Raw genomic sequence first — 20,088 nt, forward strand, 5'->3', positions numbered from 1 at the left:
CTGCCGTCGCAACCGGCGCGCAGCGGTGCGCGGTCGGCGCGGGCATGTCAGTATTCGCGCTCCATCGGCGCATCGCGTGGAGGCGCTGCAGGACGGTGATCGAACGGGAGGAAGCGGTGCAGGCGCCATCGGATTCGCGGAGCGAGGAAACCGGAGTCACCAGCTGGCAGACCATGGCCGATGGCCAGCGCCTGCTGTTGCGCGACTGGCCGCGACAGGGGGCGCGCGGGGCCGTGCTGTTCGTGCATGGCCTGGGCGAACACAGCGGCCGTTACGATCGCGTCGCCGCGTGGTTCAACCAGCGCGGCTATGCCGTGCGCGGCTACGACCAGCGTGGCCACGGGCAGTCGCCCGGGCGGCGCGGCGCGCTGCGCCATCGCGACGACCTGCTGGCAGACCTGGCGGCGGTCTATCAGGAGTACGCGCGCGCCACGCCGCACCAGCCGCTGCTGCTCGGCCACAGCATGGGTGGTCTGGTGGCCGCACGCGCCGTGCTCGACGGCGCGCTGGCGCCGCCGGCGCTGGTGCTGTCCTCGCCGGCCCTGCGCACTCACGAATCGCCGCAGATGATCCGGCTGGCCGCGATACTCGGCCGCTGGCTGCCGAACCTGCCGCTGCGCAACGGGCTGGATGCCGGCAAGCTGTCGCACGATCCGCAGGTAGCCGCCGACTACCGCGCCGATCCGCTGCGCCACGGCTGGATCACCCCGCGGCTGGCCGATTTCATCTTCCGCGAAGGCGCCGCCTGCATCGCCGATGCCGCCGAGCTGGCCGTGCCCACCCTGCTGCTGGTGGCCGAGAGCGACGCACTGGTCGACCCCGCCGGCAGCCGTGCCTTCGCCAGGGCGGCGGCATCGAGCGGCCAACTGACCACGCGCTTCTTCGCCTCGCTGTACCACGAGCTGTTCAACGAAACCGAACCGGGCCGCGGCCAGGTGCTGATGCAACTGGGCGACTGGCTGGGTCGGCAGTTGCCTCGTTGAGAAAACGCGCGTGCCCGATCCGTGCCATCGGCCCGCCATGAATGGCGGCGATACTTCGATCCAATCTCAGGGAGAGACCACCATGTACGCACGATCGTTTGCGCGCTTTGCGCGGGTATGGCCAGTCCTGTTGTCGGGCCTGTTGCTGGTCGCCTGCGGGCGCGGCCATGACGGCCATCCGCCGACGCTGCAGGGTGCGCCGGGCACGGCCGCCTCGGCGGCGCCGGCGCCGGCCGCAACCAGCTTCGCCCTGCTTTCGGCCAGCTCCCGCAGCAGCGACTCGCGCACCGCGCTGACCCTGCGCTTCAACGCCGCGCTGGCCTCGGCGCAGGCGTTCGACACGCTGATCGCGGTGACCGGCCCGAACGGCGAAGTGGTCAGCGGCAGCTGGAGCCTCGACAACGACGGCAAGACGCTGAACTTCCCGTTCGTGCAGGCGAACACGCGCTACGCGGTGCAGCTGAAGGCCGGCCTGCTCGCCGCCGACGGCCGCACCCTCGGCCACGCGGTGAAGCACGACGTGTACTCCGGCAACCTGCCGGCGGCGGTCGGCTTCGCCTCGCACGGCAGCGTGCTGCCGGCGCGCGGCACCCGCGGCCTGCCGCTGGTGTCGATGAACGTGCACGACGCCGACGTGGAGTTCTTCCGCGTGCGCGAGGACGCGTTGTCGGACCTGTTCTGCGCGTACCCGCGCAACGGCCACCGCGACAGCTACGAACTCGACCACGACGTCGCCTACTACAACAGCTGCGGCGAAGGCGACGAGCGGCGCAGCCGCATGCCGATCACCGAGATCGCCGATTCGGTCTACGCCAACCACTACACCCTGGGCGGCGAGCCGAACGAGCGCACCGTCACCTACCTGCCGGTGCAGAACATCAGGGAGCTGGCCCAGCCCGGCGTGTACATGGCGGTGGTCAAGGCCGGCGGCACGTTCAAGGACGGCTACGACACCGCCACCTTCTTCGTCAGCGACCTCGGCCTGCACCTGCGCGTGTATCGCGACAACGTGCTGCTGCACGTGGCCTCGCTGCGCGACGGTACGCCGGTGAATGCGGTGGACATCGAGATCCGCGACGCGGCCGGGCGCAGCAAGCTCAAGGCCTCGACCGGCGCCGACGGCAACGCGCTGCTCGCGTACAAGATCAAGGCCGCCGACGTGCTGGTCGCGCGCCACGGCAAGGACGTCTCGGTGCTGCCGTTCAACCGGCCGGCATTGGACGTGTCCAACTTCGACATCAGCGGGCGCAAACAGGCACCGTTCGAGGTGTACGCCTGGTCCGGCCGCGACCTGTACCGTCCCGGCGAGACGCTGCGCGCCTCGGCGCTGCTGCGCGACGACGACGGCAAGCCGATGAAGGCGCAGTCGCTGTTCGTGCGGGTGAAGCAGCCGGACGGCCGCACCCTGGTGGAAAAGCGGCTGGAGCCGCAGCAGCTCAACTACTTCGAGCTGAGCCAGGCGATCCCGGCCGACGCGCCGACCGGGTTGTGGCAACTGGAGTTCCGCCTCGATCCTTCAGCCAAGGAGACCGTGCAGGCGTTCCCGTTCCACGTCGAGGAGTTCCTGCCCGAGCGGCTCAAGGTGGATCTGTCCAGCCCGCAGCAGCGGCTGGCGCCGGGCGAACCGCTGAAGCTGAAGGTCGCCTCCAGCTACCTGTACGGTGCGCCGGCCGACGGCAACCGTTTCACCGCGAAACTGCTGGTGGCGCCGGAAGTGCATCCGCTGGAGAAGATGAAGGACACCTTCTTCGGCAACCCGCTGGTCGAGCTGCCGAAGAGCGCCGACGACGTGGTCGATGCGAAGCTCGACGCGCAAGGCGTGCTGGAGCAGGACGTGGCACTGCCCGACGACGTGAAACCGGTCGCGCCGCTGGCGGTGACCCTGTCCGGCAGCGTGTACGAGAGCGGCGGCCGCGCGGTGACGCGGCTGCTCAAGCGCACCTACTGGCCGGCCGACGCGCTGGTCGGCGTGCGCCCGCTGTTCGATCCGAAGCAGGGCGCGGAGAGCGAAAGCCCGGTCGGTTTCGAGATCGTGCGCGCGAACGCGGACGGCGCGCTGGTCGCAGGCAGCCACCTGAAAGTGCGCCTGCAGCGCGAGCTGCGCGATTTCTACTGGCTGTACGAGCGCGATGGCGGCTGGCAGTCGAATGCGAACCAGCGCCTGCAGCTGATCGAGGAAAAGGACGTCGACGTCGCCGCCGGCAAGTCGGCCCAGGTGGAATTCCCGGTGCAGTGGGGCAGCTACCGCGTCGAGGTGTACGACCCGGCCACTAAACTCACCACGGTGTTCCCGTTCTTCGCCGGCTACAGCTGGGACGACGAGAACCTGGGCAAGGAGGCGCGCCCGGACAAGGTCAAGCTGCAGCTGGACAAGGCGCGCTACCGCGCCGGCGACAGCATGAAGGTCACGGTGACGCCGCCGCATGACGGGCCCGGCGTGCTGCTGGTGGAATCGGACCACCTTCTCTACACGAAGAACATCGACGCGAAAGCCGGTGCCACCTTCGAGATCCCGGTGACCAAGGAGTGGGAACGCCACGACGTCTACGTGACTGCCCTGGTGTTCCGCGGCGGCGAAGCGGCCGAGCACACCACGCCGGCGCGCGCGATGGGCGTCGAGTACGTGGCGATGGACCGCAACGACCGGCGCATCCCGCTGAAGCTCGACGCGCCCGCGCTGATGCGTCCGGGCAATCCGCTCGAGGTCGGCGTGCAGGCCACCGGTCTGGCCGGGCAGCAGGCCTTCGTCACGCTGTCCGCGGTCGACCAGGGCGTGCTCAACATCACCGACTACCCGGTGCCCGACGCGTGGGCGTGGCTGTTCGCCAAGCGTGCCCTGAGCGTGGATGCGTACGACCTGTACAGCCGCATCATCGAGGCGATGGACGGCGCCGAGGCGAAGCTGCGCTACGGCGGCGACATGAGCGGCGCGGCGTTGCCGAAGGCCACCCGGCTCAACCCGAAGGTACAGATCGTCGACCTGTTCGCCGGCCCGGTGGCGTTCGACGCGCAGGGCAGGGCCACGCTGCACGTCGACGTACCCGACTTCAACGGCAGCCTGCGCCTGGCTGCGCTGGCGTACACCGACAGCCGCTACGGCAACGCCGACGGCGCGGTCACCGTGCGTGCGCCGCTGGTGGTCGAGCCGAGCACGCCGCGGGTGATGGCGGCCGGCGACCAGGCGATGATCAGCCTCGATCTGAAGAACCTGTCTGGCAAGGACGGCACCGCGAAAGTGAGCGTCAAGGGCGGCGGCCCGATCACGGTGGACAAGGCTGCGCAAAGCGTGTCGCTGAAGGACGGCGCCGGCACCACCCTGCACATGCCGGTCACCGCCGGCGCGGGCGCCGCGGTGGCGACGGTGGACATCCACGCCGAGCTCAACGATTACAGCGTGGACCGCCACTTCGAATTTGCGGTGCGCCCGGCCTGGCCGGAAACGGTAAGCACCACGCCCATGGCGCTGGAGGCGGGCAAGCCCGAGCACCTCGGCGCCGCCGCGATCGCCGGCCTGCTGCCGGCCACGGTGAACGCGCGGATCACCCTGAGCACCTTGCCGCCGTTGCCGTACGCGGCCGCGCTGCGCGACATGCTGCGCTATCCGTACGGCTGCATCGAGCAGACCACCAGCAAGGGCTACGCCGCTTTGATTCTGGACGGCCAGACGGCCAAGGCATTGGGCGCGCAAGTGATGAGCGACGCCGTGCGCAAGGCCGCGGTGGACGGCGCGCTGTCGCGGATCGCCTCGTTCCAGGCCAGCAATGGCCACTTCAGCTTCTGGGGCGGCAGCAGTCCGATCGTCACCTTCACCACGCCGTACGTGGTCGACTTCATGCTGGACGCGCGCGACGCCGGCTTCGCGGTACCGCAGGACGTGCTGCAGAAAGCGCTGCAGCGGCTCAACGACGACCTGCTCGCCGGCGGCCACCCGTACTACGAGTACGAGCAGCACGATCACCTGCGCATCGCCGACGAGGCGTACTCCGGCTTCGTGCTGGCGCGCGTCAACCGCGCGCCGCTGGGCACGCTGCGCGCGATCTTCGACAACGAACGGCAGAAGCTGGTCGCGCCGCTGCCGCTGGTGCACCTGGGCATCGCGCTGAAGCTGATGGGCGACACCGAGCGCGCACAGAAAGCCGTGGACGAGGCGTTCGCGTGGAGCAAGGAGCGCCCGTGGTACGTCGGCGACTACGGCTCGGAGCTGCGCGACCTCGCGCTGATGGTCGCGCTCACCCACACCTACGGCATGAGCAAGCCCGCCTACGACGCCAAGCTGGTCGACTGGGCGCGCAACGCCACCGCGAACGTGCGGGTGCGCCAGCAGCAGGACAAGGATTACCGCTGGTCGTGGTCGTACCTGAGCACGCAGGAGCAGGCGGCGATCGCCCGCGTGGCGGCGGCATTCGATGCGAAAAGCAATGCGCCGCTGGCCGCCACGCTCACGGTGAACGGCAAGACCGAATCTGCCCCGGACCAGCGCCTGTGGAGCCGCGCGCTCAGCGTGGCCGAGCTCAACGCCGGGGTCAGCGTGCAGCCGACCAGCGACGCGGCGATCTTCGCCACGCTCGACGTCGCCGGCATCCCGCGGCAGGCACCGCCGGCCGACGACAGCCAGATCGACGTGCGGCGCAGCTACTTCACCACCGACGGCAAGCCGTGGAGCGGCAGCCAGTTGAAGGAAGGCGACACGCTGATCGTCGAACTGAGCATCGAGGCGCGCATGAACGTCCCCGACGCCCTGGTCACCGATCTGCTGCCGGGCGGGCTGGAGGTGGAGAACCTCAACCTGGGCGGCGCGCAGTCGTGGTCCGGCGTGGTGATCGACGGCATCGAACTGGACCAGCACGCCGCCGCCGCGCAGATCGTGCACGAGGAGTACCGCGACGACCGTTACGCCGCCGCCCTCAACCTCAGTCGTGGCGACAAGGCCCGCGTGTTCTACCTGGTGCGCGCGGTGACGCCGGGCACGTACACCGTGCCGCCGCCGCTGGTGGAGGACATGTATCGTCCCGCCGTGCGCGGCATCGGCAAGGTCGAACCGGCGAAGATCAGCGTGGTCGAACCGTAGGAGCTCGCCCCGGGGGGTGATGCTCCCGGGTGGCTCTTGGAACAGATAAGGCTGATTGGAGTCGCGGCATGCCCTTCGACTTCGGCCTGCGGCCTACGCTCAGGGCGAACGGTGTGGAAGACCGTTCACCCTGAGCGTAGCTCGCGTCAGCGAGCGAAGTCGAAGGGCCCCACCATGACCAACGCCAACCCGTTCCGCCGAAGATCCCGCCTCACGCACGGGCTACGTGTCTTCGCGATTGTCTTCATCGGCGCCCTGCTCGTCGCCTTCGCCCTCGACCGTCTGTTCCCGTTGCGCCTGCCCGCCCCCGACACCGGCAGCACCGTGGTGCTTGCGCGCGACGGCACGCCGCTGCGCGCGTTTGCCGACAGCGACGGCGTGTGGCGTTACCCGACCACGGCGAAGCAGGTCTCGCCGCTTTATCTCAAGGCATTGCTCACCTACGAGGACCGCTGGTTCTACCGCCACCCCGGCGTGAATCCCTACGCGCTGCTGCGCGGTCTCGCCGGCGGCCTGCGCCATGGCCGCATCGTCTCGGGCGGTTCGACGCTGACCATGCAGGTGGCGCGGATCATCGAACCGATCCCGCACAGCTTCCGCGGCAAGCTGGTGCAGATCTTCCGCGCGCTGCAGCTGGAAGTGCACCTGAGCAAGCCGCAGATCCTCGACCTGTACCTCAACCACGCGCCGTTCGGCGGTCCGATCGAAGGTGTCGAGGCGGCCTCGTGGGCCTACCTGGGCAAGCCGGCCAGCCGGCTGTCGCACGCCGAGGCGGCGCTGCTCGCGGTACTGCCGCAATCGCCGAGCCGGCTGCGGCCGGACCGCCACCCCGAGGCGGCGCGCGCCGCGCGCGACAAGGTGCTGCGCCGCATGCGCGACCTCGGCGTGTGGAGCGCGGCGGAGGTGCGCGACGCGGCGATCGAACCGGTGGTGGCGCGTTCGCTGCGCGCGCCGTTGTCCGCGGCCTTGCTGGCCGAACGCCTGCACCGGCAGCAACCGCAGGCGCGACGCATCGCCAGCACCATCGACGCGAACCTGCAGCGCGCGGCCGAGGACCGGGTCAGTGCGTATCTCGCGCGCCTGCCGGCACACACGTCGGCGGCGCTGCTGGTGGTCGACAACGCGACGCTGGAGGCGCGCATCTACGTCGGCACCAGCGACTTCGCCGATCCGCAGCGGCATGGCTACATCGACATGGTGAACGCGCCGCGTTCGCCCGGCTCGACGCTGAAGCCGTTCCTGTACGGCCTGGCGCTGGACGACGGCCTGATCCACTCGCAGAGCCTGCTGGTCGACGCGCCGCAGGATTTCGGCGGCTACAAGCCGGGCAATTTCGATGAAGCGTTCAGCGGCCCGGTCAGCGCGGCCGAAGCGCTGCAGCGCTCGCTCAACGTGCCGGCGGTGGACGTGCTGGACCGGGTCGGGCCGAACCGCTTCGTGGCGCGGCTGGCCAACGGCGGAGTCGACCTCGGCCTGCCCGCGGGGGCGCAGCCGAACCTGTCGATCATCCTCGGCGGCGCGTCCACCCGACTGGAAAACCTGGTCGGCGCGTACACCGCGTTCGCCAACGGCGGCCTCGCCGGCACGCCGCGCTACACCATGGAACAACCGGCGCGCCCGCGCCGGCTGCTGTCGCCCGGCGCGGCGTGGATCATCCGCGACATCCTCGCCAGCAACCCGGCCGCCGTCGAGGGCGGCCCGCTCGCCGGCGCGATCAACCGGCACGCCACGGTGGCGTGGAAGACCGGCACCAGCTACGGCTACCGCGACGCCTGGTCGATCGGCGTCACCGACCGCTGGACCGTCGGCGTGTGGATCGGCCGCCCCGACGGCACGCCGTCGCCTGGTCAGTACGGCGCGGTGACCGCGCTGCCGCTGCTGTTCCAGATCGTCGACATGCTGCCCTCGCGCGGCGGCCACGCCCGCGCGCAACCGACCAGCGTCAGCCGGCGCGACATCTGCTGGCCGCTGGGCGGCGCGGCGGAGAACACCCCGCCCGACCTGTGCCGCCAGCGCCGCAGCGCCTGGGTGCTCGACGACGCCTTGCCGCCCACCTTCGCCGAACGCGATCTCGGCGCGTGGTCCGCCGGCCTGCTCCGCTTGCGCGTCAATGCGAAAGGCCAGCGCCTCAGCGGCGCCTGCCACGCCGCGCACGAACGCACGATCCAGCTCGCGCGCTGGCCCGCGCTGGCCACGCCGTGGCTCCGCGTCGACGACCGCGCCGCCGCGGCGCTGCCGCCGCTCGCCCCCGGCTGCGCACCCGATTCGCTGGACCGCGCCATGCCGATCCGCATCACCGGCCTGGCCAGCGGCGTCACCCTGCGCCGCGCGCCGAACAGCGACCAGCCGCTGCGCGTGACCCTGCGCGCCCTCGGTGCCGAGGGCGAAGTGCAATGGCTGCTCGACGGCCGCCTGCAAGGCAGCAGCGTGGGCGCCGCCGTACAATCCCTCGTGCTGCACCGGCCCGGCCCGCACACCGTCACCGCGCTGACCCGGGACGGCGCCTTCAGCGCCGTGCGCTTCCGTGTGGCGGACTGAGATCGCATCCGCGTGAACCTCGCGCCGCCGGCGTGGTCAACGAGCCGCACGACCGGGCGAATTGCGCGCCAGAATGGAAACCGGGCGTCGTGTTGCCGCTTTCTCCCCGTACCGGAGTCTCCATGCGCATCCTGCTGGTGGAAGACGATCCCTCCATCGCCGAGGGCATCCGCGCCTCGCTGCGCCAGGGCGGCCACGCCGTCGACCACGTGGCGGACGGCAGCCAGGCGGACGCCGCGCTGCGCGATCACGGCTACGACCTGCTGGTGCTGGACCTGGGCCTGCCGGGGCTGGATGGCAGCGAGGTGCTGCAGCGCCTGCGCCGCCGCGGCAAGGGCCTGCCGGTGCTGGTGGTGACCGCGCGCGACGGCCTGGCCGAACGCATCCGCGTGCTCGACCTCGGCGCCGACGACTACCTGGTCAAGCCGTTCGCGCTGAGCGAGTTCGAGGCGCGCGTGCGCGCCTTGCTGCGCCGGGCCAGCAGCCAGGGCAAGCCGGAACTGCAACTGGGCCGGCTGCGGCTGGACCTGCCCGGCCACCGCGCCTGGGTCGATCGCCGGCCGCTGGAGTTGACCGCGCGCGAGTTCGGCCTGCTCGAAGCGCTGGCGCTGCGCGCCGATCGCGTCACCAGTCGCGCGCAACTGATCGAGGCGCTGTGCGACTGGGACCAGGAGCTGACCGACAACGGGCTGGACATCGCCATCCATCGCCTGCGCCGCAAGCTGGACGGCAGCGGCACCGGCGTGCGCACCATCCGCGGCCTGGGCTATCTGCTGGAGGAGCTGGCCGACGCCGGCGGCGCCGCATGAAACGCCCCGCGCCCGCGCGCCCCAGCCTGCGTCGGCGACTGCTGGTGTTCCTGCTGATCCCGATGGCGACGCTGCTGCTGCTTGATGCGCTGCTGAGCTACGGCGTGGCGCTGGGCTACGCCAACCGGGTGCACGACCGCGACCTCGCCGACGATGCGCGCACCCTCGCCAAGCTGCTGCAAAGCAACCCGCTGGGCGGCCGGCTCTCGCGGCAGGCGCGCTTCCTGCTCGAATACGATCCGGACGGGCGCAGCTACTTCAGCGTGCGCAGTTCCAGCCAGGGCCTGCTCGCCGGCGACGACCGGCTGGCCGCGCCACCGACGCCGCCCGCCGAAGGCGTGCCCGCGCTGTACGACACCCGCCTGGACGGCCACGCGCTGCGTGCGGCCACCGTGCGCGAAGACATGCCGGGCGATGCCGCCGGCCAGCTCACCGTGACCGTGGCCGAGACGCTGCACGATCGTCGCGAACAGGCCCGCGAGATCCTGTTGCTGGCGGTGGTGATGCAGACCCTGCTGATCGCCTGCGTGCTGTCGCTGGTCTGGTTCGGCGTGCGTCGCGGCCTGCGCGTGCTCGATCCGCTGACCGCGCGGCTGGCCGCCCGTTCCAGCGAGCTCACCCCGATCGACGGCCCGGACGTGCCGCAGGAGATCCAGCCGCTCACGCGCACCATCGACGCGCTGTTCGGCCGCCTGCGCGACATGCTGGCGCTGCACGACCGCTTCATCGCCGATGCCGCGCACCAGCTGCGCACGCCGCTGGCCGGCCTGAGCCTGCACGCCGACCGCGCGCTGGCCGATCCCAGCCCGGCGAACCAGGCCGACGCGCTCGCCCACATCCAGCGGTTGACCCGGCGCGCCGCGCGCACCGCCTCGCAACTGCTGGCGCTGACCCGCGCGCAGGCGGCGCCGCCGGAGGGTGGCGAGCAGCGCCTGATCGACCTGGCCCGGCGGGTGCCCGAGATGGTCGCCCAGCGCGTGCACGAGGCGATCCGCGCGGGCATCGACCTCGGCTACGAGGGCGGCACGGCGCCGTTGTGGGTGCTCGGCGAACCCGCCGGCGTGCAGGATCTGCTCGACAACCTGATCGACAACGCGGTGCGCTACGCCGGCCATGGCAGCGAGATCACCGTGCGACTGCGCGCGCGCGACGACGGCGGCGCCAGCCTGCTGGTCGAGGACAACGGCCCGGGCGTGCCGCCGGACCTGCTGCCGCGGCTGAGCGAACGCTTCTTTCGCGTCGGCGCCAGCGCCGAGCCCGGCAGCGGGCTGGGCCTGGCCATCGTGCAGCACATCGCCGGCCGCCATGGTGCCGAGCTGCTCTTCCGCAACATCGAGCCGCACGGCCTGCAGGTGGCCGTGCACTTTCCGCCGCCGCCCGCCGCGGTGGGCGCGCCGCCATGAACACCGCCGTGGCCGGCGCCGCGGGCGATAAGGCCGGCGAAAGATTCGCACACCACAATGGGGCTCCGACTTCTGCCCCGGCGCCCGCGCACGTCCTGCGCGGCCCGCCGCCATGGAACATGCCCGCCGAGTTCGCCCGCCTGAACCCCGCTGCATCCGGCCCGTGCAGGCGCCTCCGCCCGCTGCTGTGCGCGCTGCTGCTGTGCGCATTGGCCGGCTGCGCCGAGCCGCTGCCGAAGCTGGCACCGCCGCAGTCCGCCCAGTGGCGGCATGCGACCGCCTCGGCGCCGGCGGCGGCGACCGACCCGGCGCTCTGGTGGCATGCGTTCCACGATCCTGCGCTCGATGCGCTGGTCGAGCGCGCGCTGGCCGACAACCTCGACGTGGCGCAGGCGGTCGAGCGCCTGCGCGCGGTGCGCATCCTGCGCCGGCACGCGACCGATCGCTACCGGCCCGGCCTTTCCGCACGCACCGGCGACGCGGTCGACCCGGACGCCAGCGCCTCGTTCTTCGTCGCCGGCTTCGATGCCAGCTGGGAACTGGGCCTGTTCGGCCGCGCCGAGGGCAGCCGCCGCGTGGCGCAGGGCGAGCTGGACGCCGGCGTCGCCGACCTGCGCGCGGCGCGGGTCAGCCTGGTCGCCGAGGTGGTGCGCGAATGGATCGGCCTGCGCACCGCGCAACGACAGGAGCAAGGGCTGCAGCAGGTGGCCGCCGAGCGCGCGCGCGCCTGGCAGTTGCTGCAGGCACGCCAGCGCCTGCAACTGGCCGCGCCCGCCGCGGTGGATCAGGCCGCGGCCGCCAGCGCGCAGGCCGAGGCCGCGCTGGCGGCGCCGCGGCAGGCGATCGACGCCAGCGCCCAGCGGCTGGCCGTGCTGCTCGGTCGCGAGCAACCCGATCCGGCCTGGCTGCAGCCCGCACCGCCACCCGAGCTGGGTGCGTGGCGGCTCGGCGCCACCCCGGCCGACCTGCTGCGCACGCGCCCGGAAATCGCCCGCGCCGAGGCCGACGTGCTGCGCGCCGCCGGCGAACTGGCGCTGGCCCACGCCGACATGTTCCCCAGCATCGGCATCGGCGGCTCGCTGGTGTGGGCCACCGACATCAACAACAACCACCGCTTCTCCACCACTCCCAACGCGATCGCCTCGCTCGGCCCGATCATCAGCATCCCGCTGTTCGACTGGGGCATGCGGGTGGCGGCGCACCACGCCGGCGCGCACCAGCTCAAGGCCAGCGTGCTGGCCTATCGGCAGGCGGTGCTGCAGGGCGTGGCCGAGGTGGAGACGGCGCTCGGCAGCCTGCACCAGGAGAGCGAGCGCGAGCGCCACGACCAGGCCGCGTGGCAGGCGTTGCAACACGCCGACCAGGTGCTGCGCCAGCGCGTCGCGCTGCACCTGGACAGCCCGCTGCAGCAGATCGACGGCCGCATCGCCGCGACCCAGGCGGCGCTGGAACTGGACGACGCGCGCGCCGCCCGCGCTCTGGCCTACGTGGCCTTGTTCAAGGCGCTCGGCGGCGCGCCGCCTCCGGCGGCAACGACGGCGCCGACCGTCGCGGCCAGCGCAGCGGCACCGCGCTGATGGTTGCCCTCGCGCGCAAGACGCTGGTCTACGAATGGCGCCGGTTCCTGCCGGCGATGCTGGCGGTCGGCTTCGCCGGCCTGCTGCAACTGCTGCAGATCGCGCTGGTGCTGGGCATCTTCGGCAGCACAAGTGTGTACGTCACCGGTTCGGCGGCCGAGGTCTGGGTGGGTTATCCCGGCACGCAGAGCGTCGGGCTCGGCCGCGCGATCGACGCGGACGTGGCCTCGCACCTGCAGATGGACCCGCAGGTGCAGCGGGTCGAGCCGTACCTGTGGGTCGATGGCGACTGGCGCGGGCCGCGCGAGACCGGCGGCGTCTCGGTGTTCGTCTCCGGCATCGACCCGGCGGCCGACGGCCTGATGTTCGCGAAGGTGCTGCCGCCCGCGTTGCGCGCACGGCTGGCCGAACCCGATGCCATCGTCATCGACCGCTCCGCGCTGGACCAGCTCGGCGTGGACGTCGGCCAGAGCGCCACCATCAACGGCCACCGGGTGCGCGTGGTGGGCATCGGCAGCGGGCTGCGCGCGCTGGGCGGGGTCAACGTGCTGTGTTCGCTGGAAACCGCGCGCGAGCTCGACAACGATCCCACCGACACCGGCCCGACCTACCTGGTGGCGAAGCTGCGCGACCCGACCCAGGCCGAGGCGGTGGCCGCGCGCCTGCGCGGCGCCACCGCGTTCGGCCCGTACACCGCCTGGAGCGCGCGCGATTTCGCCAAGCGCTCGGTGCGCTACTGGCTGTTCGACACCGGCGCCGGCGCCGGCGTGCTGTTCCTGGCCGGCATCGTGTTCCTGGTCGGCACCGTGATCACCAGCCAGACCCTGATCGCCGCGGTCAACGGCTCGGTGCGCGAGTACGCCACGCTCAACGCGCTCGGCGTGGGCGTCGGCGCGCTGCGCAAGGTGGTGCTGGAGCAGGCGTTCTGGGTCGGCGCGCTGGGCCTGCTCGGCGCCAGCGTGCTGGGCATCGTGCTGATGCTGCTGGCGCGCAGCCAGGACGTGCCGGTGGTGCTCAACGTGGCGGCGGCGCTGGGCTGCATCGTGCTGGTGATGGGGCTGGCCGCCGTGTCCGGGCTGGCCGCGATGCGCAGCCTGCGCCGCGCCGATCCGGCCAACCTGCTGCGATGAGCGCGATGCCCGCCACCACCGAAACCGCGCGCGTGCCGTCGCTGCAGGCCGACAACGTCAGCAAGGCGTTCGTCTCCGGCAACCAGCGCACGCAGGTGCTGGACGGCTTGTCGCTGAGCATCCACGCCGGCGAACTCACGTTGATCTCCGGCCCGTCCGGCTGCGGCAAGAGCACCTTGCTGGCGGTGCTCAGCGGCCTGCAGAAGGTGGACGGCGGCCGCGTGCGCGCGCTCGGCAGCGAGCTGGGCCAGCTCGACCTGCGCGCGCTGGAGCGCTTCCGCCTGCAGCACACCGGCTTCGTGTTCCAGGGCTTCAACCTGTTCCCCGCGTTGAATGCGTTCGAGCAGGTCGAGCTGCCGCTGAACCACATGGGCCTGTCGCGCGACGAGGCGCGCCGGCGCGCGCGGCAATCGCTGGAGGAGGTCGGGCTGGCGCATCGCATGCGGCTGCGTCCGTCCGAACTGTCCGGCGGCGAGAAGCAGCGCGTGGCGATCGCCCGCGCATTGGCCAAGCAGCCGGAGCTGCTGTTCGCCGACGAGCCGACCAGCGCGCTGGATGCCGCCAACGGCCAGGTCATCATCGACATCCTGCATCGCATCGCGCACGCCCACGGCACCACCGTGCTGTGCGTCAGCCACGACCCGCGGCTGGTCGTCCACGCCGACCGCGTGCTGGCGATGGAGGACGGCCGCATCCTCAGCGACCGGCGCCCCGCGGCACCGGCCATCGATTCCCAGGAACCCGCCCCATGACCTCGCTCGCACCGCATTCCCCGCACCGCCGCGCGCTCCGGTTTGGCATCCTCGCGCTGGGCGTCGCCGGGCTGCTCGGCGGCTGCTCGCAGCCGGGCGACGCACCGGTCGGCGCCGCCGCACCGGTCGCCCGTTACGCCGCGGTGGCGCGTGGCCGGATCGACATCGAGGGTGGCCTGCTGGCGTTGTCGATGCCGCGCGAAGGCGTGCTCGCCACGGTGGCGGCGCACGAGGGCGACCGCGTGAAGCGGGGCCAGTTGCTGGCTGCACTTGATGCGCACCCTGCGCAGCTGGCGGTGGACGCCGCACAGGCGCAACTGGAGCAGGCGCAGGCACAGCTCAAGCTGCTCGGCGTCAAGCAGCAGGCGGCGCGGCAGCGCGCGCAGCGCCTGGCCGCCGCCGCGGCTGCCGGCGCCGGCGACGGCCAGAGCGCCGACGATGCGCGCGAGGCGGCGGCCCAGCTCGACGCCGAGCAACTGGCCGCGCGCGCCGCGCAGGACATCGCCACGCAGAAGCTGCAGGAGGCCCGCTATGAGTTGCAGCAGCGCAGCCTGCACGCCCCGTTCGACGCCCAGGTGGTGCACGTGGCGGCGCAGCCCGGGGCGAGCGTGTCGCCGGGCTCCGGCGCGCTGTTCACCCTGCTGCCGGACAAGCCGCGCATCGTGCGCGCCGAGCTCAACGACAGCTTCGTCGGCGCGGTCCACCCCGGCATGCCGGCCGAGGTCAGCGCCGACAGCGATCGCGACGGAAGCCACTGGGCCGCGCACGTGCTGCGCATCGGCCAGGTGTACGGCCCGGCCACGCTGGAGAACGACCCGCAGGTGCGCGCCAACGCACGCACCGTGGAGTGCGTGCTGACCTTCGACCAGCCCTCGTCGCTGCGCATCGGCCAGCGCGTGGTGGTGCGTTTCGACAAGCCCGCCGGTGCGGCGAAAGACTGAGGAAACCGCGCCCGGCGATCATGCTGGCGGCAAACCGCCACGATTCCGTCCCGCCAGGCCTGCGCGTGATCCAGCAAACCGACTTCTTCCTCGAGGGTGGCCGCCGCGGCGTGCTGCTGATCCACGGCCTCACCGGCACGCCGATGGAAATGAAGCTGCTCGGCAAGGGCCTGAACCGCGCCGGCTTCACCGTGCACGGCATGCAGCTGGCCGGGCATTGCGGCAGCGCCGACGACCTGCTCGCCACCGGCTGGCACGACTGGTACGCCAGCGTGCAGCAGGCCGCCGACGATCTGCTCGGCAAGGTCGATCAGCTGTTCGTCGGCGGCCTGTCGATGGGCGCGCTGCTGGCGTTGAAACTGGCCGCCGATCGTCCGGGGCAGGTCGCCGGCGTGGGCGTGTACGGCGCCACCTTCCGCTACGACGGCTGGAGCATTCCGCCGCTGGCGCGGCTGTCGTTCATGCTGCCGCTGCTGAAGAAACTGGGCATCGGCCGCGGCCGCAGCTTCATGGAGCAGCCGCCCTACGGCATCCGCGACGAGCGCCTGCGCGCCCAGGTCAGCGCGGCGATGCTCGGCGGCGACAGCGCCGCCGCCGGGCTGCCTGGCAACCCGTGGTACTCGCTGGCGGAGATGTACGGCCTGGCCGCCAGCGTGCGCCGCCAGCTGCCGCAGGTGACCGCGCCGTGCCTGGTCGCCCACGCCAGCGACGACGACGTCGCCAGCCCGAAGAACGCCGAGCTGGTGGTGCGTGCGGTCAGCGCGCCGACCGAGCTGCTGCTGCTCGACGACAGCTACCACATGATCACCATCGACAAGCAGCGGCGCACCCTGATCGAGCGTTCGGCGGCGTTCTTCGACGGCATCGCCGCATCGCGCGCGGCGGCCTGACCATGCCGGCAGCGGGCGCCATCTCCCCCCTCGTTGCCAGTCTCTGGCTGCTCAACATCGTGCTTGACACCGGCGGCCAGCTGGCGTTCAAGGCGGCAGCGGGCGACCCGACGGCCGGCGACGGCCTGGCGCGCTGGAAGTACATGGCGTCGCGGCCGTGGCTGTGGCTCGGCATCGGCAGCTACGTGGCCGAGTTCCTGGTGTGGATCGCCTTCCTCTCGCTGATCCCGCTGTCCGAGGGCGTGCTGCTCGGCTCGATCAACATCGTGGCGATCATGCTGGCCGGGCGCTTCCTGTTCGGCGAAAGACTCACCCGGCTGCGCGTGGCCGGCATCGCGCTGGTCACGCTGGGCGTGGCGATCGTGGGACTGGGCGCATGAAGCGCTTCTACCTGTTCGGCTTCCTGCTGCTGATGGGCTTCGACACCCTCGCGCAGATCAGCTTCAAGTATGCCGGCACCCAGGCGCTGCCGGTGGAGGCGAGCCTGGCGTGGCTGCTGCGCGTGTTCGGCCAGCCGTGGGTGTACGGCGCGGTGGTCGGCTACGTCGGTGCGTTCTTCACCTGGATGGCGCTGCTGAAACACGCGCCGATCGGTCCGGCTTTCGCCGCCTCGCACCTGGAGGTGGTCTCGGTGATGCTGCTGTCGGTGTGGCTGTTCGACGAACACCTCACCGCCGCCCGCGTGCTTGGCGCGATCGCGATCATCGCCGGCATCGCCTGCCTCGGGCTGGCCGAGAGCCGCGAGCACGCGCCGGAAGCGGCCGTCATCTGAACGCAGGCCACGCGCTGCCCATGCTGCCCCGCCGCCGCCACGAATTGCCGCCCACCGCCGGCCTGCCGCTGCAGCTGGCCGACCTGCGTCCCGGTGCGCCGACGCTGGCCGCCGACGTCGCCGCGCTGCTGGGCTTGCCGCCGCTGGCACTGACCTGCTCCGGCACCGCCGCACTTCTGCTTGCGCTGGCCACGCTGCGGGAACTGCAGCCGCAACGCCGTCGCGTGGTGGTGCCGGCCTTCACCTGTCCGCTGGTGGCGATCGCCGTGCGGCAGGCGGGACTGGAACTGCAATTGTGCGATCTCGCGCCCGGCCACCATGACCTGGACCCGGCCGCGCTGCGTGCCGCCTGCGACGAACGCACGCTGGCGATCGTGCCGACCCATCTCGCCGGCCGCGTCGCCGATGTCGACGCCGCGCTCGCCGTCGCGAACGAGGTCGGCGCCTACGTGATCGAGGACGCCGCACAGGCGCTGGGTGCGCGCCGGGCGGACGGCGCCAGCGTGGGCCTGGCCGGTGACGTGGGCTTCTTCAGCCTGGCCGCCGGCAAGGGTCTGTCGATCTACGAAGGCGGCCTGCTTGTCGCGCGCGATCCCGTGCTGCGCGAGAAGCTGGCGCGGGCGGCGAACCGCGTGCCGCCCCATGCCGGCTGGGAAGGGCGGCGGCGCCTCGAACTGCTCGGCTACGCCGTGCTGTACCGGCCGTGGGGGCTGCGCATGGCCTATGGCAACCCGCTGCGTCGCGCGTTGCGCCGCGGCGACGCGGTCGCCGCGGTGGGCGACGATTTTCCGCTGACGATACCGCTGCATCGCGTCGGCCGCTGGCGGCAGGCGCTGGGCGCGCATGCCGCTACGCGCCTGCCGGCGTTCCTGGCGCACACCGCCGCGCAGGCGCAACGCCGGCTGTCGCGACTGCGCGACATCCCCGGCGTGCAGGTGCTGGATGACCCGCCCCACGCCCGCGGCACCTGGCCGTTCTTCGTGCTGCTGCTGCCCGACCAGCGCCGCCGCGACGCCGCGCTGGCGCAACTGTGGCAAAGCGGCCTCGGCGTCAGCCGCCTGTTCATCCACGCCCTGCCCGACTACCCCTACCTCGCCGGCGTGGTTCCCGCCGCCGACGTGCCGCACGCGCGCGACTTCGCCGCGCGCAGCCTCACCGTCGGCAACAGCCCGTGGACGACGGACGCGGATATCGAGGCGATCTGCCGCGTGCTGGAAGCGGTGCTGCGCTGACTCAACCAGTGCGCGCCGCGATCGCGGCCAGCAGCTCCAGGTTCAGCGCGTGCTGCTGCGCCTGCCAGTCGGCAAGGCGGGCGATGTCGACTGCCGGCTGCGCGTCCATCGCGGAGAGCTTGCGCTTCCACCAACTGCGATAGTGGTAGTGCGAGATCTCGCCGTTGATGTCGCTGCCGACCAGGCCGCGACGCAGGCTGCCGACCAGCGCCAGCGCGTGGTCGAGTTGCAGCCGGCCCTGGTCCCAGTTCGTGCGCGCCACCTCGGGCGCGAACACGTCCTTGTCGATCGACAGGTAACTCGGCAGCGTCTGGGTACGCTGGCTTTCGACGAAGGCATCGAGCATGGCCTCCGCCGTGTCGAAGCCATGGAACGCCGGCGCCAGGCCGAGTCGCCGCGACCAGCCGGTATCCACGCCGATGCTCCAGTAGCTCAGCTTGCCGCGCCGCAATGGCGTCAGGTAGTTCTCCCACGCATGCCCGGCGCCGATGTCGGCGGAGGTGATGCCGAGCACGTGCACGTGGCTCACCTGCGGCAGCAGCGCCACGCGGCGCACCCACGAACCGCAATGGACGCCGAACGGGAAGCGCATGTTGTCCGGGTGGTTGTCCAGCACCACCACTTGGAACGGCGCGTTGCCGCGCAGGCGCGCGATCAGCGGCCAGCTCAGGTGGTGGAAGTCGCCGCTGCCGGTGAACACGGTGCCGTGGCTCGTCGGCAGCAGCTCGTCGAGCACGCGCGCGAAGCGCCGCATCGTCGCCAGCGAACAGCCGAAGCGGATCGACTCCTGCCAGCGTTCCAGCGGCAGCACCAGCCGGTCGCGCAGGGGGCCGACGGAGTGGTCGATGTCCAGCACGATCGGCTGGTTCGAAAGCTCACTCATCGGCACTCGCCTCCTGCCACTGGCGGTCGCTTTCGAAATGACCGCCGAGGCGACGCAGCAAGGCGCGCAGCAGCGGGTTGCGCGCGTACACCGCGTGGCGGGTGAAGCTCATCCGCGCGCCGAGAAAGGCTTTCACTTCCGGATCGGTCCAGCCGGCCACGTAATGCGTCAGCCCGCGCCGGCGCGCGTGCTCCAGGTTGTGCATCCAGCTGACGAAGTACAGGTTGTGCTCGCGCGCCTGCGGATAGGCAAAACCGACGTACTTGTCGATCAGCTTGCCGGCGTGTTCGTAGCAGAGGTTCCAGCCGATCATCGCGCCCCCGTGACGGTAGACGAACACCACGCCGCCGCTGGCGGCATCCTGCAGCAGGGTGCGGAAGAAGGCCGCGGTGGGCCGGTCGAAGTGGATCGTGCTTTGCGCGTAGACGTTGTCGAACAGCGCGTGGAACGCCGCCAGCGTCGCCTCGTCGCGAAAGCGCGCGTCGCCGGTCGGCACCGCCTCGACCTCCAGGGCGGCCCGCGCACGCAACTTGCGCCGGATGTTCTTCCGCCGGCCGTGCGACAGGCGCGCCAGGTACTCGTCCTCCGAGTCGAAGTCGATCGGCACCCAGGCCAGCGCCTGGCCCTCCAGCAGCACGAAACCCGCGGCCGCGCAGGCGCCGGCGAAGGCGTGCGCATACGCGTTGTCGGCGTCGCCGAGCAAGGGCGAGTCGTGCGCGATGTCCTTCACGATCAGCAGCCGGCACTGGCGCCCGAAGGCGGCCTTCAGTCCCTGCGCCAGCGCCGCGGGCGCAACCCCCGGCGGCAACGGCGCGTACTCCGTCACGGTGCTGCCGGCGAAGCGCGTGCGCCAGCGCAGCAGCGCCCGCCAGTGGCGGTACAGCGGCAGCGCGGCCACGCGGCGGCGCAGCGCGTCGTCGGCGGTGGTCAGCAGGTCGAACGGCGCCACGAAGGCCGGCATGCCCTGCGGCGAGCGGTCCACCGCGAAACCGGCCGGCGGTTCGGCCGTGAACGCCGCCAGCAGCGCGTCCGGCTCCAGTTGCGCAATGAAAGGCATGAGTAAGCGAGCGTGCCTAGACTGGGGCCGTCAGCTTGCGTCAGCCACCTTGC

The 20,088-nt window shown here is 71.8% G+C and carries 15 protein-coding genes; 13 read left to right on the plus strand and 2 right to left on the minus strand.

The features are described 5' to 3' along the window. Nucleotides 1–173: 173 nt before the first annotated feature. The 13 genes from ACVCL9_RS14595 to ACVCL9_RS14655 all read left to right on the plus strand — a co-directional run bounded on the left by ACVCL9_RS14595 (nucleotide 174) and on the right by ACVCL9_RS14655 (nucleotide 18,095). Nucleotides 174–983, plus strand: coding sequence for an alpha/beta hydrolase (locus ACVCL9_RS14595; protein ID WP_395121310.1), 810 nt, complete (start codon nucleotides 174–176; stop codon nucleotides 981–983). Between the two features lie 82 nt (nucleotides 984–1,065). Beyond that, complete coding sequence (locus tag ACVCL9_RS14600; RefSeq protein WP_447097577.1) at nucleotides 1,066–6,051, plus strand: alpha-2-macroglobulin family protein; 4,986 nt, start codon at nucleotides 1,066–1,068, stop codon at nucleotides 6,049–6,051. Between the two features lie 174 nt (nucleotides 6,052–6,225). Beyond that, nucleotides 6,226–8,589 carry a penicillin-binding protein 1C gene (gene pbpC, locus ACVCL9_RS14605; protein ID WP_447097576.1) on the plus strand — a complete coding sequence of 788 codons (2,364 nt, stop codon included), beginning with the start codon at nucleotides 6,226–6,228 and terminating at the stop codon, nucleotides 8,587–8,589. A 122-nt stretch (nucleotides 8,590–8,711) separates the two neighbouring features. Beyond that, nucleotides 8,712–9,398 (plus strand): response regulator, encoded by a 687-nt coding sequence (locus ACVCL9_RS14610; protein ID WP_395120916.1) that lies wholly within the window; start codon nucleotides 8,712–8,714, stop codon nucleotides 9,396–9,398. Beyond that, nucleotides 9,395–10,801, plus strand: a complete 1,407-nt coding sequence (locus tag ACVCL9_RS14615) for a sensor histidine kinase N-terminal domain-containing protein (RefSeq protein WP_447097575.1) — start codon at nucleotides 9,395–9,397, stop codon at nucleotides 10,799–10,801. Before ACVCL9_RS14610 ends, ACVCL9_RS14615 begins: the two co-directional genes overlap by 4 nt. A 119-nt stretch (nucleotides 10,802–10,920) precedes the next feature. Beyond that, on the plus strand, nucleotides 10,921–12,378 hold the full coding sequence (locus tag ACVCL9_RS14620) for a TolC family protein (protein ID WP_447097574.1): 1,458 nt from the start codon (nucleotides 10,921–10,923) through the stop codon (nucleotides 12,376–12,378). Next, nucleotides 12,378–13,508, plus strand: coding sequence for an ABC transporter permease (locus tag ACVCL9_RS14625; RefSeq protein WP_447097573.1), 1,131 nt, complete (start codon nucleotides 12,378–12,380; stop codon nucleotides 13,506–13,508). The genes ACVCL9_RS14620 and ACVCL9_RS14625 overlap by 1 nt, the downstream gene beginning before the upstream one ends. A 5-nt stretch (nucleotides 13,509–13,513) precedes the next feature. Next, nucleotides 13,514–14,260, plus strand: a complete 747-nt coding sequence (locus ACVCL9_RS14630; protein WP_447097572.1) for an ABC transporter ATP-binding protein — start codon at nucleotides 13,514–13,516, stop codon at nucleotides 14,258–14,260. Continuing rightward, complete coding sequence (locus ACVCL9_RS14635; RefSeq protein ID WP_447097571.1) at nucleotides 14,257–15,201, plus strand: efflux RND transporter periplasmic adaptor subunit; 945 nt, start codon at nucleotides 14,257–14,259, stop codon at nucleotides 15,199–15,201. Before ACVCL9_RS14630 ends, ACVCL9_RS14635 begins: the two co-directional genes overlap by 4 nt. A gap of 65 nt (nucleotides 15,202–15,266) precedes the next feature. Beyond that, complete coding sequence (locus tag ACVCL9_RS14640) at nucleotides 15,267–16,091, plus strand: alpha/beta hydrolase (protein WP_136257703.1); 825 nt, start codon at nucleotides 15,267–15,269, stop codon at nucleotides 16,089–16,091. Between the two features lie 2 nt (nucleotides 16,092–16,093). Next, complete coding sequence (locus tag ACVCL9_RS14645) at nucleotides 16,094–16,471, plus strand: EamA family transporter (protein ID WP_136257702.1); 378 nt, start codon at nucleotides 16,094–16,096, stop codon at nucleotides 16,469–16,471. After that, entirely contained in the window at nucleotides 16,468–16,863 is a 396-nt protein-coding gene (locus ACVCL9_RS14650; RefSeq protein ID WP_447097570.1) for an EamA family transporter, read from the plus strand. The genes ACVCL9_RS14645 and ACVCL9_RS14650 overlap by 4 nt, the downstream gene beginning before the upstream one ends. Nucleotides 16,864–16,883: 20 nt before the next feature. Next, nucleotides 16,884–18,095, plus strand: a complete 1,212-nt coding sequence (locus ACVCL9_RS14655) for a DegT/DnrJ/EryC1/StrS family aminotransferase (protein ID WP_447097569.1) — start codon at nucleotides 16,884–16,886, stop codon at nucleotides 18,093–18,095. Nucleotide 18,096: 1 nt separating this feature from the next. Here ACVCL9_RS14655 and ACVCL9_RS14660 read toward each other — a convergent pair whose 3' ends face one another. Continuing rightward, a complete protein-coding gene (locus ACVCL9_RS14660) occupies nucleotides 18,097–18,978 on the minus strand; it encodes a hypothetical protein (RefSeq protein WP_447097568.1) in 882 nt (293 codons plus the stop codon). Then, nucleotides 18,971–20,035 (minus strand): GNAT family N-acetyltransferase, encoded by a 1,065-nt coding sequence (locus ACVCL9_RS14665; RefSeq protein ID WP_447097567.1) that lies wholly within the window; start codon nucleotides 20,033–20,035, stop codon nucleotides 18,971–18,973. The genes ACVCL9_RS14660 and ACVCL9_RS14665 overlap by 8 nt, the downstream gene beginning before the upstream one ends. Between the last annotated feature and the right edge of the window lie 53 nt (nucleotides 20,036–20,088).

The organism is Rhodanobacter sp. UC4438_H5 (genome assembly GCF_052978405.1).